At 61.7% G+C, this 23,034-nt stretch carries 24 protein-coding genes; 14 read left to right on the top strand and 10 right to left on the bottom strand.

Annotated elements, in window-relative coordinates; translation table 11 throughout:
- Position 1: 1 nt before the first annotated feature.
- The 5 genes from hutH to FHT84_RS00780 all read right to left on the bottom strand — a co-directional run bounded on the left by hutH (position 2) and on the right by FHT84_RS00780 (position 4,686).
- On the bottom strand, positions 2-1,507 hold the full coding sequence (gene hutH / locus FHT84_RS00800) for a histidine ammonia-lyase (protein ID WP_113250320.1): 1,506 nt from the start codon (positions 1,505-1,507) through the stop codon (positions 2-4).
- Positions 1,504-2,280: an ATP-binding cassette domain-containing protein gene (locus tag FHT84_RS00795; protein WP_183761173.1), complete on the bottom strand. Its 777-nt coding sequence runs from the start codon at positions 2,278-2,280 to the stop codon at positions 1,504-1,506. The genes hutH and FHT84_RS00795 overlap by 4 nt, the downstream gene beginning before the upstream one ends.
- Positions 2,281-2,302: 22 nt before the next feature.
- Positions 2,303-3,007, bottom strand: a complete 705-nt coding sequence (locus FHT84_RS00790) for an ABC transporter permease subunit (RefSeq protein ID WP_113250319.1) — start codon at positions 3,005-3,007, stop codon at positions 2,303-2,305.
- Positions 3,008-3,017: 10 nt separating this feature from the next.
- Positions 3,018-3,743 carry an ABC transporter permease subunit gene (locus FHT84_RS00785; RefSeq protein WP_113250318.1) on the bottom strand — a complete coding sequence of 242 codons (726 nt, stop codon included), beginning with the start codon at positions 3,741-3,743 and terminating at the stop codon, positions 3,018-3,020.
- A gap of 103 nt (positions 3,744-3,846) precedes the next feature.
- A complete protein-coding gene (locus FHT84_RS00780; RefSeq protein ID WP_112344607.1) occupies positions 3,847-4,686 on the bottom strand; it encodes a transporter substrate-binding domain-containing protein in 840 nt (279 codons plus the stop codon).
- A 193-nt stretch (positions 4,687-4,879) separates the two neighbouring features.
- Between FHT84_RS00780 and hutC the strand changes: the two genes are divergently transcribed.
- Positions 4,880-5,635: a histidine utilization repressor gene (gene hutC / locus FHT84_RS00775; RefSeq protein ID WP_112344606.1), complete on the top strand. Its 756-nt coding sequence runs from the start codon at positions 4,880-4,882 to the stop codon at positions 5,633-5,635.
- 212 nt (positions 5,636-5,847) lie between these two features.
- Here the strand turns inward: hutC and FHT84_RS00770 are convergent, their stop codons facing one another.
- Positions 5,848-6,285: an Lrp/AsnC family transcriptional regulator gene (locus FHT84_RS00770; RefSeq protein WP_113250317.1), complete on the bottom strand. Its 438-nt coding sequence runs from the start codon at positions 6,283-6,285 to the stop codon at positions 5,848-5,850.
- 141 nt (positions 6,286-6,426) lie between these two features.
- On the opposite strand from FHT84_RS00770, the gene FHT84_RS00765 reads away from it, so the two are divergent.
- The gene (locus tag FHT84_RS00765; protein ID WP_113250389.1) at positions 6,427-7,476 is read left to right on the top strand and encodes an ornithine cyclodeaminase; all 1,050 of its coding nucleotides are present in this window, start codon (positions 6,427-6,429) and stop codon (positions 7,474-7,476) included.
- Between the two features lie 64 nt (positions 7,477-7,540).
- On the opposite strand, the gene FHT84_RS00760 is transcribed toward FHT84_RS00765, so the two are convergent.
- Positions 7,541-8,860, bottom strand: a complete 1,320-nt coding sequence (locus FHT84_RS00760) for an MFS transporter (protein WP_113250316.1) — start codon at positions 8,858-8,860, stop codon at positions 7,541-7,543.
- A gap of 240 nt (positions 8,861-9,100) precedes the next feature.
- Between FHT84_RS00760 and FHT84_RS00755 the strand changes: the two genes are divergently transcribed.
- Complete coding sequence (locus FHT84_RS00755; RefSeq protein ID WP_169643274.1) at positions 9,101-9,985, top strand: LysR substrate-binding domain-containing protein; 885 nt, start codon at positions 9,101-9,103, stop codon at positions 9,983-9,985.
- Between the two features lie 80 nt (positions 9,986-10,065).
- Here FHT84_RS00755 and FHT84_RS00750 read toward each other — a convergent pair whose 3' ends face one another.
- The gene (locus FHT84_RS00750) at positions 10,066-10,530 is read right to left on the bottom strand and encodes an Lrp/AsnC family transcriptional regulator (protein ID WP_112344602.1); all 465 of its coding nucleotides are present in this window, start codon (positions 10,528-10,530) and stop codon (positions 10,066-10,068) included.
- Positions 10,531-10,654: 124 nt separating this feature from the next.
- Between FHT84_RS00750 and alr the strand changes: the two genes are divergently transcribed.
- Both alr and FHT84_RS00740 read left to right on the top strand, forming a co-directional pair.
- Positions 10,655-11,785, top strand: a complete 1,131-nt coding sequence (gene alr, locus FHT84_RS00745; protein WP_112344601.1) for an alanine racemase — start codon at positions 10,655-10,657, stop codon at positions 11,783-11,785.
- Positions 11,786-11,816: 31 nt separating this feature from the next.
- Positions 11,817-13,067 carry a D-amino acid dehydrogenase gene (locus tag FHT84_RS00740; protein ID WP_112344600.1) on the top strand — a complete coding sequence of 417 codons (1,251 nt, stop codon included), beginning with the start codon at positions 11,817-11,819 and terminating at the stop codon, positions 13,065-13,067.
- A gap of 61 nt (positions 13,068-13,128) precedes the next feature.
- On the opposite strand, the gene FHT84_RS00735 is transcribed toward FHT84_RS00740, so the two are convergent.
- Positions 13,129-14,325, bottom strand: coding sequence for an MFS transporter (locus tag FHT84_RS00735; RefSeq protein WP_112345175.1), 1,197 nt, complete (start codon positions 14,323-14,325; stop codon positions 13,129-13,131).
- A gap of 119 nt (positions 14,326-14,444) precedes the next feature.
- On the opposite strand from FHT84_RS00735, the gene FHT84_RS00730 reads away from it, so the two are divergent.
- From FHT84_RS00730 to FHT84_RS00705, 6 genes are all read left to right on the top strand, one after another.
- Positions 14,445-15,281 carry a helix-turn-helix transcriptional regulator gene (locus FHT84_RS00730; RefSeq protein WP_113250314.1) on the top strand — a complete coding sequence of 279 codons (837 nt, stop codon included), beginning with the start codon at positions 14,445-14,447 and terminating at the stop codon, positions 15,279-15,281.
- A gap of 63 nt (positions 15,282-15,344) precedes the next feature.
- The gene (cobF, locus tag FHT84_RS00725; protein WP_113250388.1) at positions 15,345-16,121 is read left to right on the top strand and encodes a precorrin-6A synthase (deacetylating); all 777 of its coding nucleotides are present in this window, start codon (positions 15,345-15,347) and stop codon (positions 16,119-16,121) included.
- 68 nt (positions 16,122-16,189) lie between these two features.
- A complete protein-coding gene (gene cobG, locus FHT84_RS00720) occupies positions 16,190-17,617 on the top strand; it encodes a precorrin-3B synthase (RefSeq protein WP_169643276.1) in 1,428 nt (475 codons plus the stop codon).
- 2 nt (positions 17,618-17,619) lie between these two features.
- Positions 17,620-18,252: a precorrin-8X methylmutase gene (locus FHT84_RS00715; RefSeq protein ID WP_169643278.1), complete on the top strand. Its 633-nt coding sequence runs from the start codon at positions 17,620-17,622 to the stop codon at positions 18,250-18,252.
- Positions 18,249-18,986 (top strand): precorrin-2 C(20)-methyltransferase, encoded by a 738-nt coding sequence (locus FHT84_RS00710; protein WP_169643280.1) that lies wholly within the window; start codon positions 18,249-18,251, stop codon positions 18,984-18,986. Before FHT84_RS00715 ends, FHT84_RS00710 begins: the two co-directional genes overlap by 4 nt.
- On the top strand, positions 18,983-19,747 hold the full coding sequence (locus FHT84_RS00705; protein WP_112344594.1) for a precorrin-3B C(17)-methyltransferase: 765 nt from the start codon (positions 18,983-18,985) through the stop codon (positions 19,745-19,747). Before FHT84_RS00710 ends, FHT84_RS00705 begins: the two co-directional genes overlap by 4 nt.
- Here FHT84_RS00705 and FHT84_RS00700 read toward each other — a convergent pair.
- On the bottom strand, positions 19,711-20,481 hold the full coding sequence (locus tag FHT84_RS00700) for a cobalt-precorrin-6A reductase (protein WP_169643282.1): 771 nt from the start codon (positions 20,479-20,481) through the stop codon (positions 19,711-19,713). The two genes, FHT84_RS00705 and FHT84_RS00700, sit on opposite strands and share 37 nt — an antisense overlap.
- Between FHT84_RS00700 and cbiE the strand changes: the two genes are divergently transcribed.
- From cbiE to nikR, 3 genes are all read left to right on the top strand, one after another.
- Positions 20,465-21,706 (top strand): precorrin-6y C5,15-methyltransferase (decarboxylating) subunit CbiE, encoded by a 1,242-nt coding sequence (cbiE, locus tag FHT84_RS00695; RefSeq protein ID WP_183761176.1) that lies wholly within the window; start codon positions 20,465-20,467, stop codon positions 21,704-21,706. The genes FHT84_RS00700 and cbiE overlap by 17 nt on opposite strands.
- A gap of 19 nt (positions 21,707-21,725) precedes the next feature.
- A complete protein-coding gene (cobM, locus tag FHT84_RS00690) occupies positions 21,726-22,484 on the top strand; it encodes a precorrin-4 C(11)-methyltransferase (RefSeq protein ID WP_169643286.1) in 759 nt (252 codons plus the stop codon).
- A gap of 76 nt (positions 22,485-22,560) precedes the next feature.
- The gene (gene nikR, locus FHT84_RS00685) at positions 22,561-22,998 is read left to right on the top strand and encodes a nickel-responsive transcriptional regulator NikR (RefSeq protein WP_112344590.1); all 438 of its coding nucleotides are present in this window, start codon (positions 22,561-22,563) and stop codon (positions 22,996-22,998) included.
- Positions 22,999-23,034: the final 36 nt, after the last annotated feature.

Below are 23,034 nucleotides of genomic sequence, written 5' to 3'. Positions count from 1 at the left end.
TTCATGCTCCAGTTTCATCTTCCGCAGGCGGCGCGATCTTGGCGATCATGCCTCGTAAGGCTTCCATATCCGCATTCAGCGGACGATCGTCGCCATAGATGGGCACGCAGGAACGAGCGGCCGCATAGATATGCTCGGTTCCTGGCGCCCGCGTGCCCTGCGAGGTGAGAAAATCGTGCGCCTGCGCCGCCGCCATCAGTTCGATCGCCAGGATGTATTCCGCGTTATCGAGGATCGCGAGCAGCTTGTTGGCCGCCGCCGTGGGATGGGCCAGGAAGTCTTCCTGCAGGCCGGAGGTCAGGCCGCCGTCGAGCGAAGCGGGAGCGGCGAGCCGCCGGTTGTCGTTGCTCAGCGCTGCAGCCGTATATTGCGCGATCATGAAACCGGAATGGCTGCCGGCGTCGCTCGCAAGGAACGGCGGCAGGCCGCTGACCAGCGGATTGACGAGGCGATCCGTCCGCCGCTCGCTCATCGCCGATATCTGCGCGATCGCGATAGCCAGACTATCGGCCGCCTGGCCGAGGGCGGGGGCAACGGCATGGGCTTCGGAGGAGACGACGGGCTTTTCAGGTGTACCCGAAACGGCTGGATTATCCGTGACTGAAGCCAGTTCCTGATCGACGATATCGGCCGTCTGCTCGAAGACATCCCAGGCTGCGCCATGGGCATGAGGCACCGATCTCAGGCTCAAGGCATCCTGCGTGCGCCGTCCGAGAGCGGCAGCAATGAGGCCGCTGCCATGCAGACGGCTACGAAGCCTGCGCCCGACCTTGGCGATGCCAGCCGATGGGCGCAGCGCCAATACTTTCTCGTCGAAAGCCGCCATCTGGCAACCTGCGGCTTCCAGGGTCAGCGCGGCGATGGCATCGGCCCAATCGAGCAGGCGTTCGGCACGGGAGACAGCAAGCGCCGACAATCCGGTGGCGCAGGCCGTGCCGTTGACGAGGCTCAGGCCTTCCTTGGCGCCGAGCACCAGGGGGCTCAGGCCGATTGCCGCGAGTGCCTCGGCACCGCTCATGGATGTGCCCTTCACGATAGCCCTGCCCTCGCCGATCAGGACGAGAGCCGCATGGGCGTTATGCGTGAGATAACCAGCGGAGCCCTTGGACGGGACTTCCGGAATGCAGTCATGCTCGAGAAACGCAGCCAGATGCCTGACGATTTCGGGCCTCACGCCGGAATGGCCATGAGCGAAATTGGTGATCTGCGCCGCAATGATCGAGCGCACCTCACGCGCCGGCAAAAACGGGCCGACACCGCAGGCATGGCTAAGGATGATATTGCGCGAGAGCCGGCTCTGGGAATCGCGATCGACCACGGTATCGGAAAGCGCACCGACACCGGTATTGACGCCATAGGCGCGCACGCCCGTTTCGACGATGCGCTCGACGATGCGGCTCGCCTCGGCAACGCGATCCCAGGCGGCATCGGAAAGGGAAAGCGGCTCGCCGCCGCCGACGCGTGCGACGTCGCGCCAAGATAGCGGCCTATCGATCGTGACGGTCATTGCCCGTTTCCGAAATGGCCGATGAACTGGCGGAAAGCCGGCGAGGCGCCGCCGCCGAACATCTCGTCCGGCGTGCCGGTGCTTTCGACAAGCCCTTCCTTCATGAAGACCACGCGGTTGGAGACATTGCGGGCGAAGCTCATCTCGTGGGTGACGACCAGCATGGTCATGCCTTCTTCGGCAAGGGCGCGCATGACGCGCAGCACTTCGCCGACGAGTTCCGGATCAAGCGCCGAGGTCGGCTCGTCGAACAGCATGACCTTCGGCTTCATGGCCAGCGCGCGGGCAATCGCCGCGCGCTGCTGCTGGCCGCCGGAGAGATGGGCGGGATAAGCATGGCGCTTGTCGGCAATGCCGACCTTTTCCAGCAGCACTTCGGCCTCGGCAATGCACTCAGCGCGGGGACGCTTCAGGACATGAACCGGCCCCTCGATGACATTCTGCAGGATCGTCATATGAGACCAGAGATTGAAGCTCTGGAAGACCATGCCGAGTTCGGAACGAATATGATCCACCTGCTTATGGCTCGCCGGATAGCTCCTGCCATTCTTGTGGATCATGCGGATCTGCTCGCCATCCACCCAGATCTCGCCATCCGTGGCAATTTCGAGAAGATTGGTGCAGCGAAGGAAAGTTGATTTGCCCGAACCGGAAGCGCCGAGCAGCGAAATCACATCGCCATCCTGCGCATCGAGGGAAATGCCGCGCAAGACCTCATGGGTACCGAAGCTCTTGCGGATGTTGCGGACGGAAAGTCGGGTGACACCTGGCATGATTTGCCTGCTCCAGTAAGCTTTAGGCCTTCAACGCCGGCGGAATGGCGCGGCGATGGCGGGACAGAGAATATTCCAGCAGGGCCATGGCCTGCAGAATGATGAAATTCAGCACGAGGTAGATGATCGCCGCGCAGATGAAGACCTCCATCGTGCGGTAGGTCTGCGAGATCAACCGCTGGGCAACGCCCGTGACCTCCCAGACCGTGACGAGGCTCGCAAGCGCCGTCGATTTCATCATCAGCACGATCTCGGTCGAATAGGCCGGCAGCGCGTGCCGGAAGGCGATCGGCGCGATGATGCGGCGCACCAGCAGGAAGCCTGACATGCCGATCGAACGGGCGGCTTCGATCTCCTTCGGCGAAACGGCACGGATGCCGCCGCGGAAGATCTCGGCCGAATAACCGGCGGTGCAAAGCGCCAGCGACAGGATGGCGCAGACGACCGGCTCACGCAGGAAGGGCCACAGGAACGAATAGCGGATGATGGAGAATTGCGCCAAACCGTAGAAGACCAGGAACATCTGGATCAGCAGTGGCGAGCCGCGAAACACGAAAATATAGCCCTTGGCAAAACCGGAGAGAATCGGATTGCCGCTGACGCGCATGGCGACGATGACGAGCGCCAGAATGCCGCCGCAGAGGACCGACAGGAAGAAGAGAAGCAGCGTCATCGGCACCGCCTTCAGCAGCGTGACCATCGTGCTCGCAAGGAAATCGAAATCCATACCGTCCTCCTCAAGCCTGGCCGATGGTCGCAGCCGGCATGCTGCGATTGGCGCGCCGTTCGGCCCTGTTGAAGATGCGATCCGACAGGCTGGTCAGGACCAGATAGAGAATGCCGCCGGCGATGAAGAAGAGGAAATACTGGCGGGTGGAGCCGGCAGCCACCTGGCTGGTGCGCATCAATTCGGCGAGGCCGGTCACGGAGATCAGGGCGGAATCCTTGAGGCTGAGCTGCCAGACATTGCCGAGCCCGGGAATGGCGAAGCGGAAGACCTGCGGAATGATGATCCGCCGCAGGCGCAGACCGCGATGCATGCCGATCGCGGATGCCGCCTCAAGCTCGCCCTTGGAAATGGCAAGATAAGCGCCGCGAAACACTTCGGCCTGATAGGCGCCGGAAATAATGCCGACGGCAAGCGCGCCCGCGGCAAAGGATGGCAGGCCGAGAAAGCCTTCATAGCCAAGCCATTTACCGATCGACGTCACCGCCGATGAACCACCGAAATAGATCAGGTAGATGATCAGAAGTTCGGGAACGCCACGGAAGACGGTGGTGTAGATATTGCCGAGCGTCTTCAGCACCAGACTTCCGGAGAGCTTCGCGAAAGCGATTATCGCGCCCAACACGGCTCCGATGATGAGGGCCGTCGCCGTGACCGCTAACGTCATCAAGGCGGCGACGAGCAGCAGCGCGCCCCACCCATTCGAGCCGAAGCCCAGCAATTGCAAGCTTGCCATAGATCCAATCCCTATCCGTGGCAGTTTCAGGCGTCAGGATGATATCATACGGTCCCCGGCCGCAAAGCCGGAGACCGATGATGTGGCCCGAGGGCCGCGCTCATCAATTCGGGCTGACGTCGACCTTGAACCACTTCATCGACAGGGTCTTGATGGTTCCGTCGGCAAGCGCGGACTTGATCGCCTCGTTAAACTTGTCGCGCAGATCGGTATCCGCCTTGCGGATGCCAAGGCCTTCGCCTTCACCCCAGATGGAACCGGCGATTTCCGGGCCGGTGAAGGCGAGCGAATCGTTGGCGCTGGCAAAGGCGTTCGCAAAGTAGACGGCATCGTCAAAGCCGAGATCGATGCGGCCGTTCTGCAGGTCGAGATCGCGGTCGGCGCCTGTCTTGTATTCGCGGATCGTGGCGACCGAACCGAAATTGTCGTAGATGAACTTGGCGTAGACGGTTGCCGCCTGAATGCCGATCGTCTTGCCCTTGAAGGCTTCCTTCAGCACGTCGATTTCCTTGACGCCAGTCTGGCCGGGGGTCATCTTGATCGTGGTGCCGGTGCCGGCGGCGTTGGCCAGCGGGCTATCCTTGGCGGTCGCAAAAGCGGCAGGCGTTGCAGCATAAGGAATGGTGAAGCCGATAACCTGCTTGCGCTCGTCGGTGATCGACAGAGCATCCATGATCACGTCGAACTTGCCGGCGTTCAGCGCCGGGATCATGCCATCCCAATCGGAGGCAACGAGCTTGCAGTCGATCTTGGCGCGTTCGCAGAGAACCTTGGCAAGTTCCGGCTCGAAGCCGCCGAGTGTGCCGTCGGCATTCGTCATGTTCCACGGGGCGTAGGCACCTTCCAGGGTGATCGTCGCCGTCTTCCAGTCCTTGGCGAAGGCCGGCGCGGCGAAAGCTGCGGCAGCCACGACGCCTGACAAGAGAATTGCACTGAATTTCATCGTATAGAGCTCCTCTGAAGTTGAAACAGGCCTTGCAGCACTTCCTACCGATCTTCGCCGGCTTGCCCGCTTTCCCAATGAAATTTTAGGATTGATTGCGAGGTTGTATAGGGTACCATATGAGATAATTTATGATATGCAAGTGGGAAAGTTGTTTTCGAGGCAAATTCACTCGGTGCAAAGGGAATAGGCAATGAAGCGCTCCGGCGAGATGAAACGCGAACTGGCGGAAAACGACGCCGCGCCTCTCTACGCCGGCGTCAAGCAGATGATACTCGATCGCATTCACAGCGGCGAGTGGCCGCCGAAATATCGCGTCCCCTCCGAAAACGAGCTGGTCGTCGAACTCGGCGTCAGCAAGATGACGGCCAATCGGGCGCTGCGCGAACTCGCAAACGAGGGCGAGCTGGTGCGCATTCAGGGCGTCGGCTCCTTCGTCGCCGAACGCAAGGGCGCATCCGCGCTGTTCGAGGTGCGCAATATCGCCGAGGAAATCGCCGAACGTGGCCATTCCCACCAGGCAACGGTGATCGTACTGGCTCGCGAGGCCGCATCGCCCGATGTTGCCGATGCGCTGGAACTCGACATTGGCTCGCCGGTTTTTCACTCGCTGATCGTCCATAGCGAGAATGGGGTGCCGGTCCAGATCGAGGACCGCCATGTCCATCCGGAGGCCGCTCCCGACTACCTGCAGCAGGACTTCATTGGCATGACGCCGAACGCCTATCTTTCGGCGGTCGCGCCCTTGAGCGGCTCTGAGCATGTGGTCGAAGCCGTGATGCCGCAAGCCTGGGAATGCAAGCTGCTGACCATCCTGAAAACCGAACCCTGCCTGACGATCCGCCGTCGGACATGGTCGGCGCGCGGCGTCGTTTCTACGGCACGGCTGGTTTATCCCGGAAACCGTTATCGGCTGGAAAGCCAAAGCAGCAGGTCTTCGGATCGCTAAGTTGTATATGGAAGCTAAACCATTCTTCCGCTCGAAAGCAGCGATCCGCCGATTGTTGCACTTTATTTGAGGTGCGGGCCTACGAGATCTGCTGCATGAGCTTTACGAACAGGCAGGGGCGTAGGCGAGTAGGCTGAGGTCCGTGCGAAAGCATAACAACACATGCGGCGAGTTTTCAATCGCGGCGCAGCGTCCCGCCACTTATAGGCGAATCATAGGCTGCTGAGCAGCAGGCTGGTTTCGCTGTTGGCGACGCCGTCGATCATCCGCACTTCGCGCAGGACCCGGTCGAAGTCCGAAAGGCTGGCGGCTCGGATATTGGCCACCAAGTCCCAATTTCCGTTGGTCGTATGCAGCGAATAGATCTCGGGCAGACCACGCAGCCTGCGGATGACCTGGGTCGTCGACTTGCCGACGACTTCGATCATCATGACGGCGTGGACAGTCTGCTCTTCATAATCTTCGCGCACCCGCACGGTGAAGCCGAGAAGCGTACCGGTCTCGATCAGCCGGTCCAACCGGCTCTGCACTGTACCGCGTGCGACACCCAAGGCATCCGACAGCTTGGAGAGGGAAGCGCGGCCATCGGCGCGCAAATGCGCTATGATGCGCCGATCGAGATCGTCCGGAATATATTTAGCAAGCGCCATTGCGTGATCCCGTTCTGCCTTTTCCGTCAAAAATACTAGGCAATTCGTATAAACTAATACCAGAACTGACACAGTTTTGCGATTTCAGTCAATCGATCCGCTTGTTACCCTATGCGAAACAACTGCATCGAGGACATGACGATGACCGCACCGCTTCCTTCGGAAAAAGCCTTCATTCCCTTCGTCAGCGTCGAGAATATGATGCGGCTCGTCCATCATGTCGGCATTGAAACCATGCTGGTCGAACTCACCGACGCCATCGAGGCCGACTTCCGTCGCTGGGACCTCTTCGACAAGACTCCTCGCGTCGCCTCCCATTCGCATGACGGCGTCATCGAGCTGATGCCGACCTCCGACGGAGCGGTCTACAGCTTCAAATATGTGAACGGCCACCCGAAGAACATGGCTCAGGGCCTGCAGACCGTCACCGCCTTCGGCCTATTGGCGGAAGTCTCGACCGGCTACCCGGTGCTACTGACCGAAATGACGCTGCTGACCGCCCTGCGCACGGCAGCGACCTCGGCCATGGCGGCTCGCCATTTGGCACCGGCCAATTCGCGCTGCCTGACCCTGATCGGCAACGGCGCGCAGGCAGAGTTTCAGGCTCTGGCAATGAAGGCGGTGCTCGGCATCCAGGAAGTCCGCCTTTACGACATCGATCCGAAGGCGACGGAAAAAACCGTGCGTAATCTCGGCAAGACGGGCCTGCGGCTCGTGCCCTGCACCTCGGCCCAGGCCGCCATCGAAGGCGCCGACATCATCACCACGTGCACGGCCGACAAACAGTTTGCGACCATTTTGACCGATAACATGGTCGGCGCCGGCGTGCACATCAACGCCATCGGCGGCGACTGCCCGGGCAAAACCGAGCTTCACCACGACATCCTGCTGCGCGCCGACACCTTCGTCGAATATCCACCGCAGACGCGCATCGAAGGCGAGATCCAGCAGATGGATCCGGACTATCCCATCACTGAACTCTGGCAGGTCGTCGCCGGTAGGGCGCAGGGCCGCAGCAGTGAGCGGCAGATCACCCTATTCGACAGCGTCGGCTTTGCGATCGAGGATTTCTCCGCCTTGCGCTATGTGCGCGAGAAGCTGAAAGGCACGGACTACTTCCAGAAGCTCGATATTATTGCCGATCCGGACGACCCGCGCGACCTCTTCGGCATGCTGCTGCGGGCCGGCTGAGAAAATCGATGGCGATCGCATTCGTGACCGCCATCGAATTCATCCATTCATTGCCCTGGACGCTTCAGCCCCTGCTGGCCGACGCAGCCAGTTTCGGTTCCTCTACCCTGCCGCTCAGCGAGAAGGCGAGCAGTGCCGACAGCAGCATCAGCGCCCCGACGATGAACATTGGCAATTGGTAAAGGCCGGTCGCATCCTTGACCACGCCGGTGATATAGGGCGCGGCAAAGCCGGCGATGTTGCCGATCGTATTGATCAGGGCGATGCCTGCCGCGGCCGCTGGCCCGGTCAGAAAGCGGGACGGAATGGCCCAGAAATTCGGCAGGGCGGAAAAGATCGCACAGGCCGTCAGCGTGATCATGACGATCGTCGCTTCAGGCGAGCCCATATAGAGCGCGGCCGGAATGCTGAATGCGCCGATCAGAGCCGGAATGCCGATATGCCACGGCCGAACGCCACGCCTGGAGGCATCGTGGCTCCAGAAGAACAGCGCAACCGCCGCCGGCAGGTAGGGAATGGCCGTGATCAACCCCTTGTCGAAGACATCGAATTTGGTGCCGAATTTCGTTTCAAAACCGGCAATGATGGTCGGCAGGAAGAAGGCCAGCGCATAGAGGCCGTAAATCAGCCCGAAATAGATCACCGACAGCAGCCAGACGCGGGCATCCGTCAGGGCGAGGCCGGTCATCTTGCCATGAGCGGCCACCTTGGCCTTTTCCTCGCCGGCAAGCTCGCGGTTCAGCCAATCCTTTTCCGCCTGCGTCAGCCACTTGGCGTCGTCGGGTCGATCTGCGAGATAGAACCATGCGACGATGCCGATGACGATGGCGGGAACGGCAACGCCGAAGAACATGACGCGCCAGCCTTCCAAGCCGAAGAGACCGTGCATCTGTATGAGCATCGCCGCAAAGGGCGCGCCGATGACCGTTGTCAGCGGCTGGGCGAGATAGAACAATGCCAGGATCTTGTTGCGGTGCTTGGCGGGCACCCACATGCTTAGGAAAAGGATCGCGCCCGGAAAGAAGCCGGCTTCGGCAACACCGAGGAGGAAACGCAGCACGTAGAGCTCCGTCGCGCTCGATACCCAGGTGAACAAGAGCGCCACGATGCCCCAGCTCACCATGATGCGGGCAAGCCAGCGGCGGGCGCCATATTTGTGGAGCGCCAGATTGCTCGGAATCTCCAGCACGATATAGCCGAAGAAGAAGATGCCCGCCGCGAAGCCGAACTGCGCCGCCGTCAGCGCCAGATCCGTCGTCATGCCGTTCGGGCCGGCAAAGGAAATTGCGGTACGGTCAAGGAAGTTGATGAAGAACATCAAGGCGATGAACGGCACCAGCCGCTTCGATACCTTTGATATGGCCGAACGTTCGACCTGTGACATTTCCTGATTAGCAGACTGCAATAGAAATCCTCCCCCAGTCCTGAAATTCCCCCGCAGCGCAGCGATCCGCTTGCGTCGCTGACAGAACGGAAACTCCGATTTCCCCTCCAGTCCCTGCCTTCAGCCGCATGCGCCTTCGAATGACCTTGATCTCTAGCGGTATGGACAAGCCGCAAGCAAACGATTTAATCTCCTTGTCATGTGAGTAAAAATCACATCACATTATCGCAGGACTGGACAATGAGCGGCCCTCTTCCATCGTTGAATGCCCTGAAGGCTTTCGAAGCGACCGCGCGGCACAGATCGATGACGCTGGCAGCCGACGAGCTTTGCGTCACGCACGGCGCGATCAGCCGGCACATTCGCGGTCTCGAACAGGCTTTGGGCGTCATTCTCGTCAACCGCCGGGCCCATTCCACAGAGCCGACGCCTGAAGGGCTGCGGCTGGCCGAGGGGCTGGCAAGCGCCTTCGGCTTGATGCAGGCGAGTGTCGAGCGTGTTCGCCCCGGTCCGCTGACGCTTTCCTGCTCCTCATCGATCATGATGGGATGGATCATTCCCCGCATCGGTCAATTCCACGAGCGCCATCCCCACATCGCCCTTCAATTCAACATGAACTACGATCAGGTCGATTTCGTCCGGGACAAGATCAGCCTCGCAATCCGCTCGAGCGTCATCGAACCACCGAAGGATGCGATCATCCGCGAATTGGGCGGGGAGGCGATCGGCCCGGTCTGCTCGCCGGAATATCTGAGCCGCTCCGGCATTCTTTGCCCAGGAGACATGGAGAATGCGGCGCTCCTGTCCACGCGCACGCGTCCCCAGGCATGGAGCGACTGGCAGGCGATTGCGGGCAGAACGGATCTGCGGCTCGTGTCGCAATCCGCCTTCGACCACTTCTACCTACTGATCCAGGCTGCCGCCTGCGGTCTCGGCATTGCCGTCGTCCCGCAGATGCTGGTGCTCGATCAGCTTGCCTCGGGGCGGCTGGTGGCGCCATTCGGTTTCCTGCCTGGACCCCGACGCATGGTGCTCTGGATCGCCCCGCACATTGCAGGCAGGCCAGACGCATTGGCGCTCGAGCGATGGCTGACGGCCGAGATGCATGCAAGGCCGGACACCTGACGGCCTTAGCCTGAAAGACATTGAAACCAGCGGAATTCTGGCGGCCGAGCTGAACGGTCAGGTCAATATCAGCCGCTTCTTCAGCGCGGATTTTTCGGCCGCGTCGCAAGCACATTGCGGATCGAGAAGCTCGAATGGATTCGCAGCACGCCCGGCATGGTCGAAAGAATATCCTTGTGGATGCGCTCGAAATCGCCGGGATTGGCGACCTCGACGCGCAGAAGATAATCGGATCCGCCCGTCATCAGGAAACACTCCTTGATCTCCGGATGCTTGCGCACCGCAGCCTCGAAACGATCGAGGTGATCCTCCGTCTGCCGCTCGAGCGTGATGTTGATGATGACTGCGATCGCGGCTTCCGCCTGGGAGGTATCCACCAGCGCCGTATAGCCTCTGATGACACCAGCCTGCTCCATGAGCTTGATGCGTCTGAGGCAGGCCGACGGCGACAATCCCACCTCTCCCGCCAGCCTTGCATTGCTGACGCGGGCATCGAGCCGAAGCAGGCGGAGAATATTGCGGTCGATCGCATCGAGAGCCGGCATGTGAATTCTTTCAAAAATTCGCAGTTCGTTTCAATATCTACGCAACTACACAATAATCAATCGCTGTTTGATAGGCAATTTCGCGATCATTTCAATAATCTGCACTTGAACAGCGAGGGCGGACATGGACGGCATAACGGATTTGCGGGCGCCAAAATCGGCGATCGACAGCGGGGCTTGTGGTTATCTGACGATTGATCTGGCAGCCCTTTGCCGGAACTACGACAAACTGTCCGCGGCCGTCGCACCGGCGTGCACAGCCGCTGTCGTGAAGGCCGACTCCTATGGGCTCGGCGCCAATCAAGTGTCAAAAGCGCTCTATGCGCGCGGTTGCCGGCATTTCTTCGTCGCCCACTTCATCGAAGCGCTACGGCTGCGTCCGCAACTGCCCGGCGACGCCACAATCTTCGTGCTGAATGGCCTGCTGCCCGGCAACGAGGCAGCATGTGCCGATGGCGGCATCGTACCTGTGATCAATTCGCTCGATCAGCTGCAGCAATGGGGTGGTATCGCATGCGCGCTTCAGCGCAGGCTGCCGGCGGTTCTGCAATTCGATACCGGCATGTCGCGGCTTGGCATACCCCCTGAAGACAGGGCCGCCGTCGCTGCCCATCTGCAGACATCCGACGATCTCGACATCCTGTTCGTCATGAGCCATCTCGCCTCCGCCGACGAAGCCGACAGCCGGCAAAATGCCGATCAGCTTGCCGAAATGCGCCGCGTCGCAGCGGAATTCCCGAGCTACGATATCTCCTTTGCGAATTCCGGCGGCATCTTCCTCGGTGGCGATTTTCACGGCGTGTTGGCACGGCCGGGCATCGCCCTCTACGGCGGTGCGCCGACACGCGGTGTCGCCAATCCTATGGAAGTCGTCGTCCGGCTCGATGTCGCAGTGGTGCAGACCCGAACCGTCCCGGAAGGCGCGCGTGTCGGCTATGGCGGCGTGCATGTCACGAAAGGCCGGACCCGGCTTGCGACGATCGCTGCCGGCTATGCCGACGGCCTGCCGCGCAGCCTCAGCGATCGCGGCGCGGTCTACTATGATGGCGTGCGCCTGCCGATCGTCGGTCGCGTGTCGATGGACAGCACGACAATCGATATCAGCGCCCTGCCCGAAGGCGCGCTCACCTTCGGCAGCATGGTGGAAGTTCTCGGAGATCATCAAACCGTGGATGATCTTGCACACGACGCCGGCTTGATTTCCTATGAGATCCTGACCAGTCTCGGCCATCGCTTCCACCGTCAATATCGCTGACCTTCCCATCTCTCGAGTCTCTGAGGACATCATGAAAGTCGTCGTTCTGGGTGCCGGCATCATCGGCGTGACGTCAGCCTATCAGCTTGCCAAGGCGGGCCACGAAGTCACGGTCATAGACCGACAACAGGGGCCGGCGCTGGAAACGAGTTTTGCCAATGCCGGCGAAGTCTCCTTCGGCTATTGCTCGCCCTGGGCGGCACCCGGCATTCCCGCAAAGGCGATCAAGTGGCTGTTCATGAAACATGCCCCGCTCATTTTGCGACCGAAGGTCGATGCCGCCATGCTCTCCTGGATGGTCAGGATGTTGTCCAACTGCACGTCGGAACGCTACGCGATCAACAAGAGCCGGATGCTGCGCCTTGCCGACTATAGCCGCATCTCGCTGGCTCAGCTTCGCCAGGAGACCGGCATCGCCTATGACGAGCGCATGCAGGGCACGCTGCAGCTGTTCCGCACGCAGCAGCAGCTCGATGCATCGGCCAAGGACGTCAAGGCTCTTGCGGCCGACGGCATTCCCTATGAGGTACTGGATCGCGACGGCTGCGTTCGTGTCGAACCGGCGCTCAAGCACGTTCGCGAGAAGATCGTCGGCGGCCTGCTGACGCCGAAGGACGAGACAGGCGACTGCTTCAAATTCACCAATGCGCTTGCTGCGAAGACGATCGAGCTCGGCGTAAAGTTCCAATACGGCACGATGATCAAGGGGCTCGACGCTGAGGGCGGTCAGGCGCGCGCCGTCATAACCGATCGCGGGCGAGTGGATGCGGATGCGATCGTTGTTGCGCTTGGCAGCTATTCGCCACTCCTGCTGAAACCGCTCGGCATCAGCCTGTCCGTCTATCCGGTCAAGGGCTATTCGCTGACGATCCCGATCACCGATGCCTCGCGCGCACCGGAATCGACCGTCATGGACGAAACCTACAAGATCGCCATCACCCGGCTCGGCGATCGCATCCGCGTCGGCGGCATGGCGGAAATCTCCGGCTATACCAATGATCTTGGCCTTGCGAGGCGCCGGACGCTTGAGCATTCCGTGACCGATCTCTTCCCCGGCGGCGACGTTGCCAAGGCCTCCTTCTGGTCGGGCCTGAGGCCGATGACGCCGGACGGCACGCCGGTCATCGGACCGACGAAGGTCAAGGGGCTTTATCTCAATACAGGTCACGGCACGCTGGGATGGACCATGAGTTCCGGCTCGGCGCGCGTCATCAGCGATCTCGTCAGCGGCCGCAGGCCTGATATCGACGCGACGGACCTCGCCATCAGCCGCTACGCCTGACACGCAGGCTCGCGCATAAGCGCTCCAGAAAAGCGGCGGGCTGATTGCCCGCCGATTTCGATCAATGCCGCGGGATTCGTGGCAGGAAGATCGTGAATAATCCCAACAACGGCAGATACGAGCAGAGCGTATAGACGAAGGGGATGCCATGCGTGTCGGCAAAATCTCCGAGAGCAGCAGCCCCCAGTCCGCCCGCGCCGAAAGCGAAGCCGAAGAATATGCCGCCGATCAGTCCGACACGGCCGGGGATCAGCTCCTGCGCAAAGACGACGATCGCCGGGAAGGCCGAGGCAAGCACGAGGCCGATGACGACAGTGAGGACGCAGGTCCAGAACAGGTTCGCATAGGGCATCAGCAGCGCAAACGGGATGACGCCGAGGATCGAGAACCAGATCACGAAACGCGCGCCCAGACGGTCGCCCACCGGACCGCCCATGATCGTGCCGACGGCGACCGAGCCAAGGAAGAGGAACAGCATCAGCTGCGCATCGCGGACATCGAGATGGAACTTGTCGATGACGTAGAAAGTGAAATAGCTCGAAATGCTCGCCATATAGACGTTCTTCGTCGCCGTCAGCAGGATGAGGATGGCGAGCGCCCACATCGCCCTGTTGCGCGAAATCGGCAGAGCGCGGCTCGGCGCGGGACGCGCCGACTGCTGGCGACGGTGATTGATGAACCAGTTGCCGACCCAGCTCAGAACAATGAAGCCGATGACGGCCAGCACCGAAAGCCAGGCGACACTCTTCTGGCCATGCTGGAGGACGAAGAACGCGGCAATCAGCGGTCCGATGGCCGAGCCGGCATTGCCGCCGAGCTGGAACAGCGATTGCGCCAGGCCGTGGCGCCCGCCCGAAGCGAGACGTGCAACACGCGACGCCTCCGGATGGAAGACGGCCGAACCGAAGCCGATCAGGCTCGCGGCGATCAGGAGCACGCCGAAACTGCCGGCATAGCCGAGCAGCAGCAGGCCTGAAAAGGTGCTGACCATGCCGACCGGCAGCGAGTAGGGCATCGGCCATTTGTCGGTGACGATGCCGACCACCGGCTGCAACAGCGAAGCGGTGATCTGGAACATCATCGTCAGCAACCCGATCTGCACGAAATCGAGCGCATAATTCTCTCTGAACATCGGATAGAGCGATGTCAGAAGCGACTGCATCGTATCGTTCAGCAGATGGCAGGTGCTGACCGCCATAACGATCGATATCGTCGTCTTTTCATATCGGGCCTGCGTACCCGAGAATGCCGCAACCATGGGAGATTCCTCGCCTGTGTCGGCTGCCTTGCCGACCATATTGTTTCTTCCGCCTTTAACACGGCTTGCGTGTGTCCTTCTTTCGTGTTCTGGTCCAATAGTTTCTCGATCGGGCCAAAATGGAAAAACTATCGAAACAGTTGCTGGCAACCCTCGACAATGACCATGTGCAGAACATGCGCTGGATGGAGGAATCGCCCGCGGATGTGCTTGTCCATAGCGCCGAGCCGCCGCAGGGCTATACCGTTCCGTGGCACCATCATCGCCGCACCCAATTGCTGTGCATCTTTGCCGGCGTCGCCCTGATCATGACGGCGCGCGGCCGCTGGATGGTCCCGCCCGGTCATGCCCTTTTCATCCCTGTCGGGCTGGAACATTCGATCGAGATCCTGAGCGATGTCTGCATGAAATCCGTCTACGTGACGCCACGCGGCCAACCGCCGAAGGACGAGGCACCGCGCGTCGTCGAAGTCACGGATCTCGCCCGCAGCCTGCTGTTGGAAGCCATTCGCCTGCGGGAGGCACCGGTCACTCATCGAAAGGCAAGGCTGGTCCTGTCTCTGCTCGTCGAGGAAATCGCGACGCTGCCGGAACGGCCCCTCGGTCTCCCCTTCCCGTCCGACCGTCGGATGGCCGCGCTCTGCCGCGACTATCTGTCCAATCCGTCGCCCAACGCCAGACTGGACGATTGGGCCGAGAAGCTTTCGGTGAGCCGCCGGACGTTCACACGGCAGTTTCGCAAGGAAACCGGCATCAGCTTCACCACATGGCGCCAGCAGGCGAGCGTCTTTGCCTGCCTGCCGCAGCTCGCCGAAGGCCAGCCCGTCACCAATGTCGCGCTCGAAGCCGGCTACGAGAGCGTGGCCGCCTTTACCACCATGTTTCGCCGTATGCTCGGCACCTCGCCGCGCAGCTATATGGCCAGCCGCTGGACCTTTGAGCGGCAATCGGCGTGAACGCTTCCCCTTGAAATGATGCTGCGCTTCCGGCAAACAGCCCTGAAGAGCGAGGGCAAGCACATGCGGCATATTCACATCGTCGGGATCGGCACGGGAAATCCCGAACATCTGACCGTGCAGGCGATCAATGCGCTGAACTCCGCCGATGTCATCCTCATCCCCAGCAAGGGCGCCGCCAAGAGCGAGCTTGCTGACGTCAGACGCGAGATTTGCCAGCGCTATGTCACCAATCCAGCCGCGCGTTATGTTAGCTATGACATGCCCTCGCGCCAGACCGCGGACCGCAGCTATGTGCAGAGCGTCGACGACTGGCACGAGGCGATTTCAGCGACCTATGAGCGGCTGTTTCTGGAACACCTGACGAAAAGCCAGAGCGCCGCCTTCCTCGTCTGGGGCGATCCGGGCCTTTATGACAGCACCTTGCGCATTCTCGAGCGCGTGGTCGCGCGCGGCAAAGTCGCTCTCGATTACAGCGTTGTTCCCGGCATCACCAGCGTTCAGGCGCTGACGGCAAGCCATCGCATCCCCCTCAACCTCGTCGGCAAACCGGTGCAGATCACCACCGGTCGGCGGCTGGCTGAAAGCTTCCCGGGAATTGTCGAAACGGCCGTCGTCATGCTCGACGGCGAGCAGGCCTTCAGCAAGATCGACGACCCCGATGCCTATATCTATTGGGGCGCCTATCTCGGCACGAAGGACGAGATTATCATCGCCGGCAGGCTGGCGGAGGTTTCCGAGCGCATTCTTGCGACCCGTGCCGAAGCCCGCGCGCGGCACGGGTGGATCATGGATATCTACCTCATGCGCAAGGGACAGGATTTCGACGATCGCGACTAAGGTGCGACTAAGAGCCCGTCGCCAAAACGTTTGCCCGCCGATCCGGATTGTGCAAGGAAATGTCCCTTATGAAGGGCAGTTTTATGGTTGCGGCCGATGCTGAGACGATGACGGGTCACACGTGCCTCTCACAGGAGACGGCCGATCATGACCCTTTGGCATCACCCCTGCCCTCCATGGTTCGCGGCGCCTGCCCCTCCTTGAGCGCACCGATGCAGACGGGCGACGGGCTGCTCGTGCGCCTGCGGCCATCGACGCCAGGTCTGACGGTTGCCCAGTTTCGCGCTTTGGCCGAGGCCGCTCAAAGGCATGGGAACGGTCTGATCGAAATCACGGCGCGCGGCAATCTTCAGCTACGCGGCATGACGCCGGACAGCATGGCCGGACTGGCTGCCGATATCGATCGTGCCGACATCGTGCCGGAGAGCGGCGTTGCGATCGAAGTTCCGCCGCTCAGCGGCCTCGATCCATCGGAAATCGCTGACGCGCGCTTGCTTGCCGAATGTTTGCGGAGCGCGATCGATTCAATCGATCCCAAGCCGCTTCTGGCTGCCAAGCTTGCCATTATCGTCGATGGCGGCGGCCAGCTCGTTCTCGATGAACTCTCGGCGGATATCAGGCTGAAGGCCGGCAAGGCGGGCGGCGGCCGCCAACTGTGGAGGCTCGCGATTGCCGGAACACGGGCGACGGCCACGCCGCTTGCCGACTTGACCGGCGACCAAGCGATTCCCGGCGTCATGACGCTGCTGAAAACCTTGGCCGCAATCGGACCCCGCGCCCGGGGTCGCGATCTGGATGCCGCGTCACTGCAAGCTCAATTTCCCCTCTCTCCCGACCTCGCCCGCAGAGAAGCCATCCAGCCGGCCCCTCCCGTGGGCGTCATCCCGCTCGATGGCGAACGCTCGGTGCTCGGACTGCGCCCCGCCTTCGGTCAGATCTCCGCGCAACACCTCATCCGCTTTCTGGACATCGCGGAAGCAGCGGGTGCCCGTGAAATCCGGACGGGACCGGAACACAGCCTGCTGCTGCTTGGCCTTCCGCTTGTTCGGATCGAAAGTATCCAGGCTGCCGCAGCCGCTTGCGGCTTTCAGACACGCGCCGACGATCCGGCAAATTATGCAATTCCCTGTGCCGGTGCCGGCGCATGCGCTTCCGCGTATTATGCGACGAGAGAGGCCGCCGCCGATCTGGTCGAAGTGGGGGCGGACCTGCTTGACGGCTCACTCAAGGTGCATTTGTCCGGCTGCGCGAAAGGCTGTGCGCATCCCTCCCCGACAATGCTCACCATTGTCGGGGCTGCGACAGGCTATGCTATTGTCGTAAATGGGTCATCATCATCGGAGCCCGTGGCTTACATCCATAAGGAAGACCTGAAATCGACGCTGGCTGCGCTTGGGGAATTGGTACGGAACAACAAAGCTGCTGGCGAATCGGCACAGCAGTGTCTTAAACGGCTCGGCCGGGACGCAATCGCGACGGCTTTACGACAGGGATAGAAATGCCTGACTATGACTATATCCGCGAGGGAGATGCGATTTACGAGCGCTCCTTTGCGATCATCCGCAGTGAAGCCGATCTCCAGCGTTTCCCTGAAGCCGAGGCCGATGTCGCAATCCGCATGATCCATGCCTGCGGATTAGTGGAAGCAGCAGAGCATTTCCTGTTCTCCTCCGATTTCGTCGCATCCGCCCGCAAGGCGCTGACTGACGGTGTGCCGATTTTCTGCGACGCGGAGATGGTCGCCCGCGGCGTGACCCGCGCCCGGCTGCCGGCCGCAAACGAGGTGATCTGCACCTTGCAGGATCCGCGCACGGCGGAGATTGCGAAGTCCATCGGCAACACGCGCTCGGCGGCCGCCATGCATCTTTGGACAGACCGCCTTGCCGGCTCGGTTGTCGCCATCGGCAACGCCCCGACCGCCCTCTTCCACCTTCTGGAAATGCTGCGCGATGGCGCGCCGAAACCAGCCGCGATCATCGGCATGCCCGTCGGCTTTGTCGGCGCGGCGGAATCGAAAGATGCGCTTGCCGAGAACTCCTACGGCGTTCCTTTTGCCATCGTGCGCGGCCGGCTGGGCGGCAGCGCCATGACGGCAGCCGCCCTTAATGCTCTCGCGAGGCCGGGCCTATGAGCGCACCATCCAATGGAAGCCTAATCGGCGTCGGCACCGGCCCCGGCGACCCGGAATTGCTGACAGTCAAGGCCGTCAAGGCTTTGGAGCGTGCCGATGTCGTCGCCTATTTTGCCAAGCAGGGCAGAGGCGGCAACGGCAAGGCCATTGTCAGCGATCTGCTGAAAACCGACGTGACGCTGCTGCCACTCTATTATCCCGTCACCACCGAGATCGATAAGGATGCACCTGACTACATCGATCAGATCACGGCCTTTTACGACGTTTCTGCCGAGATGGTGGCGGCACACTTGCGGGAAGGAAAGACGGTTGCTGTCCTCAGCGAAGGCGATCCCCTGTTTTACGGCTCCTACATGCATCTGCATGTCCGCCTTGCCGATCGCTTCCCGACCGAGGTCATACCAGGCGTGACGGCGATGTCCGGCTGCTGGTCGCTCGCCGGATTGCCGATGGTGCAGGGAGACGACGTGCTCTCCGTGCTCCCCGGAACCATGGCGGAAGCCGAGCTTGCCCGCCGCCTGGGGGACACGCAGGCCGCCGTCATCATGAAGGTCGGCCGCAACCTGCCGAAGATCCGCCGCGCGCTCGATGCTGCCGGCCGATTGGAGGAAGCGATCTATGTCGAGCGCGGCACGATGGCGAACGGCGCCATGACGCCTCTTGCCAGCCGCGACGATGCTGAAGCGCCCTATTTCTCCCTTGTGCTGGTTCCCGGCTGGGAAAGCCGGCCATGAGCGGGCGTCTTTATGTGATCGGCACGGGCCCCGGCAATCCCGCGCAGACGACGCCGGAGGCATTGGCGGCCGTTGCCGATGCCCATGAATTCTATGGGTATGGCCCCTATCTCGACCGCCTGACGCTGCGCAGCGACCAGATCCGTCAGGCATCCGACAATCGCGAGGAGCTGGACCGCGCCAAGGTGGCGCTGCAGCGGGCGGCAGCCGGCGTCAATGTCTGCGTTGTTTCCGGCGGCGATCCGGGCGTCTTTGCCATGGCAGCCGCCGTTTGCGAGGCGATCGACCACGGCCCGGCTGACTGGCGTGCGGTGGACCTAATCGTCGTGCCCGGTATCACGGCCATGCTTGCCGTTGCGGCCCGCATCGGCGCGCCGCTCGGGCATGATTTCTGTGCAATTTCGCTATCGGACAATCTGAAGCCTTGGCCGCTGATCGAAACCCGTCTCCGCGCCGTCGCCGAAGCGGGCTTTGTGATCGCGCTCTACAATCCGATCAGCAAGGCGCGGCCCTGGCAACTCGGCACGGCCTTCGAGATTGTGCGGGACATTTTGCCTGCGGACACGCCAGTCATTTTTGGCCGGGCCGCCGGCCGGCCGGACGAGCGCATGACGGTGGTGCGGCTTGGCGATGCCGAGGCGTCGCAGGCGGATATGGCGACTTGCGTCATCATCGGCTCGGCCGAAACCCGCGTCATTGCCCGCGAAGGACGCCCGGATCTGGTCTATACGCCGCGCTTCATCAGGGAAGAGACGAAATGATCGATCCGATCGAGCGCAGCCTCCACTGTTTCGACCACCGGCAAGCCGGCAGTCTCCGCGCGCTCGACCATAATCACCTTGATTCCGAGCTGCCTTGCCGCCTCGATCTTCCCGTAGGTCGCGTCACCGCCGCTGTTCTTGGCGACGACCACCTCGATTGCGTGGCGTCGCAGGATCTCCAGCTCACCCTCCAGGCGGAACGGACCCCGGCTGTGGATGTAGCTGACGTCAGGCACGGTCAGCGGCGGATCGACGGGGTCAACGCTGCGGACCCAGTAATGATGATGCGGCGCCGCATTCGCCTGACACGCCTCCTGTCGGCCGGTCGCGAGGAAGACACGCAAAGGCTTGGCGCCAAGTGCAGCGATGGCTTGCGAAACGCTATGTACGGAAAGCCAGTCGTCGCCTTCGACCGGCATCCACGCGGGACGGCGCAATGCAAAGGCCGTCACAGCGCATTGAGTGGCCGCCTGGGCAGTATTGGCGGAGATGCGGGCCGCGAAGGGATGGGTGGCATCGATCACCAGATCAATCTTTTCATCGATGACATAGCGGGCAAGCCCCTCTGCGCCACCGAAACCGCCGCTGCGCACCGGAACGGGCTGCGGCGCCGGATCGGCAGTCCTGCCGGCAAGCGACAGGACAGTGTCGAGATCAGCGCGCGAGGCAAGGGCTGCCGCCAGCGCGCGGGCCTCGGTCGTGCCGCCGAGGATCAGAATGCGGGCCTTGCCCATGGCTGAGACACCTTCAATTCAACGCTGGCTCACTCTTATCGGCATCGGCGAAGACGGTCCAGGCGGCATCGGCGACGAGGCCAAACGGCTGATTGCCACAGCGCCCATGGTCTTCGGCGGAGCGCGTCATCTCGAATTGATGGGTCCTGTCATCACCGGAGAGACCCAGACATGGCTCTCACCATTCGAAAAATCCGTCGAGACGCTGCTTGCCCGGCGCGGTGAGCCGACCGTGGTTCTTGCCTCCGGCGACCCATTCTTCTACGGCGTTGGGGCGACGCTTTCACGACGCGTTGCGGCTTCTGAAATGACCGTCATTCCGGCGCCCTCCTCCTTCAGTCTCGCCGCATCGCGCCTCGGGTGGCCCTTGCAGGACACCACGGTTCTGTCACTGCATGGACGGCCCATCGATCTCATCCGGCCGCATCTGAACCCAGGCCGTAAGATCCTGGCGCTGACATCCGATGGCAAAGGTCCTGCCGAATTGGCCGTCCTGTTGCAAAGTTCAGGGTTTGGTCAATCTCGCCTCACGGTTCTGGAGGCGCTGGGCGGCCCGAATGAAAAAATCTCTCGGCAGAGCGCGGCCGAGTTTTCCCTCTCCGGTATCAACGATCTCAATATCTGTGGCATTGAAGTCAAAGCCGACGCCGGCGCGCGGATTTTATCGCTGAGTACGGGCCTCGCCGACGAGCTTTTCGAACATGACGGGCAGATCACCAAGCGGGAGATACGCGCAATCACGCTATCCGCGCTGGCGCCACGTTATGGTGAGCTGCTCTGGGATATCGGCGCCGGGTCCGGTTCGATCGGCATCGAATGGATGCTGGCCGATCCCTCGCTGCGCGCCATTGCCATCGAGGCTTCCGTTGAACGCGCCGCTCGAATACGCCGAAACGCAGCGAATTTCGGTGTACCGGGCCTGACCGTTGTCGAAGGCGAGGCGCCGGCTGCTCTTACCGGCCTGCCGGCACCGGATGCGATTTTTATGGGCGGCGGCGGCAGCGATGCCGGCATGCTGGAGGCCGCCATCGGCCAATTGAAAAGCGGCGGCAGGCTGGTCGCCAATGCCGTCACGACCGAAATGGAAACCCTTCTGCTGACCGAACAGGCACGCCGGGGCGGTTCGCTGATCCGCATCGATATAGCACGCGCCGCGCCCGTTGGCCGCATGACCGGCTGGCGGCCGGCCATGCCAGTGACGCAATGGTCGTGGATCAAGCCATAATTCAGAACGAGGTAGAGCGATGACAGTGCATTTCATTGGCGCAGGCCCAGGAGCCGCCGACCTGATCACGGTGCGCGGCCGGGATCTGATCGGAAAATGCCCCGTCTGCCTCTATGCCGGCTCGATCGTTTCGCCGGAACTGCTGCAATATTGCCCGCCGGGCGCGCGCATCATCGACACTGCACCGATGTCGCTTGACGAAATCGAGGCGGAGTATCTGAAGGCGGCAGCCGCCGGCGAAGATGTCGCGCGCCTGCATTCCGGCGACCTCTCGGTCTGGAGCGCTGTCGCCGAGCAGATTCGCAGGCTTGAGCGGCACGGCATCGACTATACGCTGACCCCAGGCGTTCCCGCTTTCGCGGCTGCCGCCTCGGCGCTGGGCCGCGAACTGACCATACCAACCGTCGCCCAAAGTCTGGTTCTGACCCGCGTTTCCGGCCGTGCCTCGCCCATGCCGAATAACGAGACGCTGGAAAAATTCGGCGCCACCGGCGCGACGCTCGCGATCCACCTGGCGATCCACGCGCTCAAAGAAGTCGTCGAGGATCTGACGCCGCTTTATGGCGCGGACTGCCCGGTTGCGATCGTCGTCAAGGCATCGTGGCCCGATGAACGGATCGTTCGAGGCACGCTTGCCACGATCGAGGCAAAGGTCGCTGAAGAACCGATCGAGCGCACCGCGCTGATATTCGTCGGTCCATCACTTGGCGCCAGCGATTTCCGCGAAAGCTCGCTTTACGACCCGGCCTACCAGCGTCGTTTCCGCGGCCGGCAATAAAGCCGGACACCGTTGCAAATCGCCTCGAAATTTCCTCTAGTCGATACCAACCGCTGCGTGGAACGAGGATCAGGATATGCAACGCATAACCATCACCATCGATGACGATCTTCTGGAGACGATAGACAAGATCAGCGCGCAGCGGGGCTATGCCAGCCGCTCGGAAACCTTGCGCGATCTCGTTCGCGACGCCGTCACGCGCGCGCAGCCGACGGTTGACGGGGAGGCCAGATGCTATGCGACGCTGACCTATGTCTATGAACACGAAACCCGCGACCTGTCGCGCCGGCTGACGACGGCGCAACACCACCACCATGATCTTTCAGTCTCGACGCTTCATGTCCATATCGACGGGCATGATTGCCTCGAAGTTTCCGTGCTGAAGGGCAAGGCGGAAGAGGTAATGACCTTCGCAGACAGTGTGATCACGCAGCGCGGCGTGCGCTTCGGGAACCTGCACATCATCCCAACGGACCATGCCGGGGAGCACTCCGAAACCCATTCGCATGACTGAGCGAGTGGGGGCAGTAGTCCGCGGAAATGAGTTGCC

The organism is Rhizobium sp. BK289 (assembly GCF_014193575.1).
GTDB classification, from domain to species: domain Bacteria; phylum Pseudomonadota; class Alphaproteobacteria; order Rhizobiales; family Rhizobiaceae; genus Rhizobium; species Rhizobium tropici_C.
Note: the sequence above shows the minus strand (reverse complement) of the source record. Positions and strands in the feature narration are given on the sequence as shown.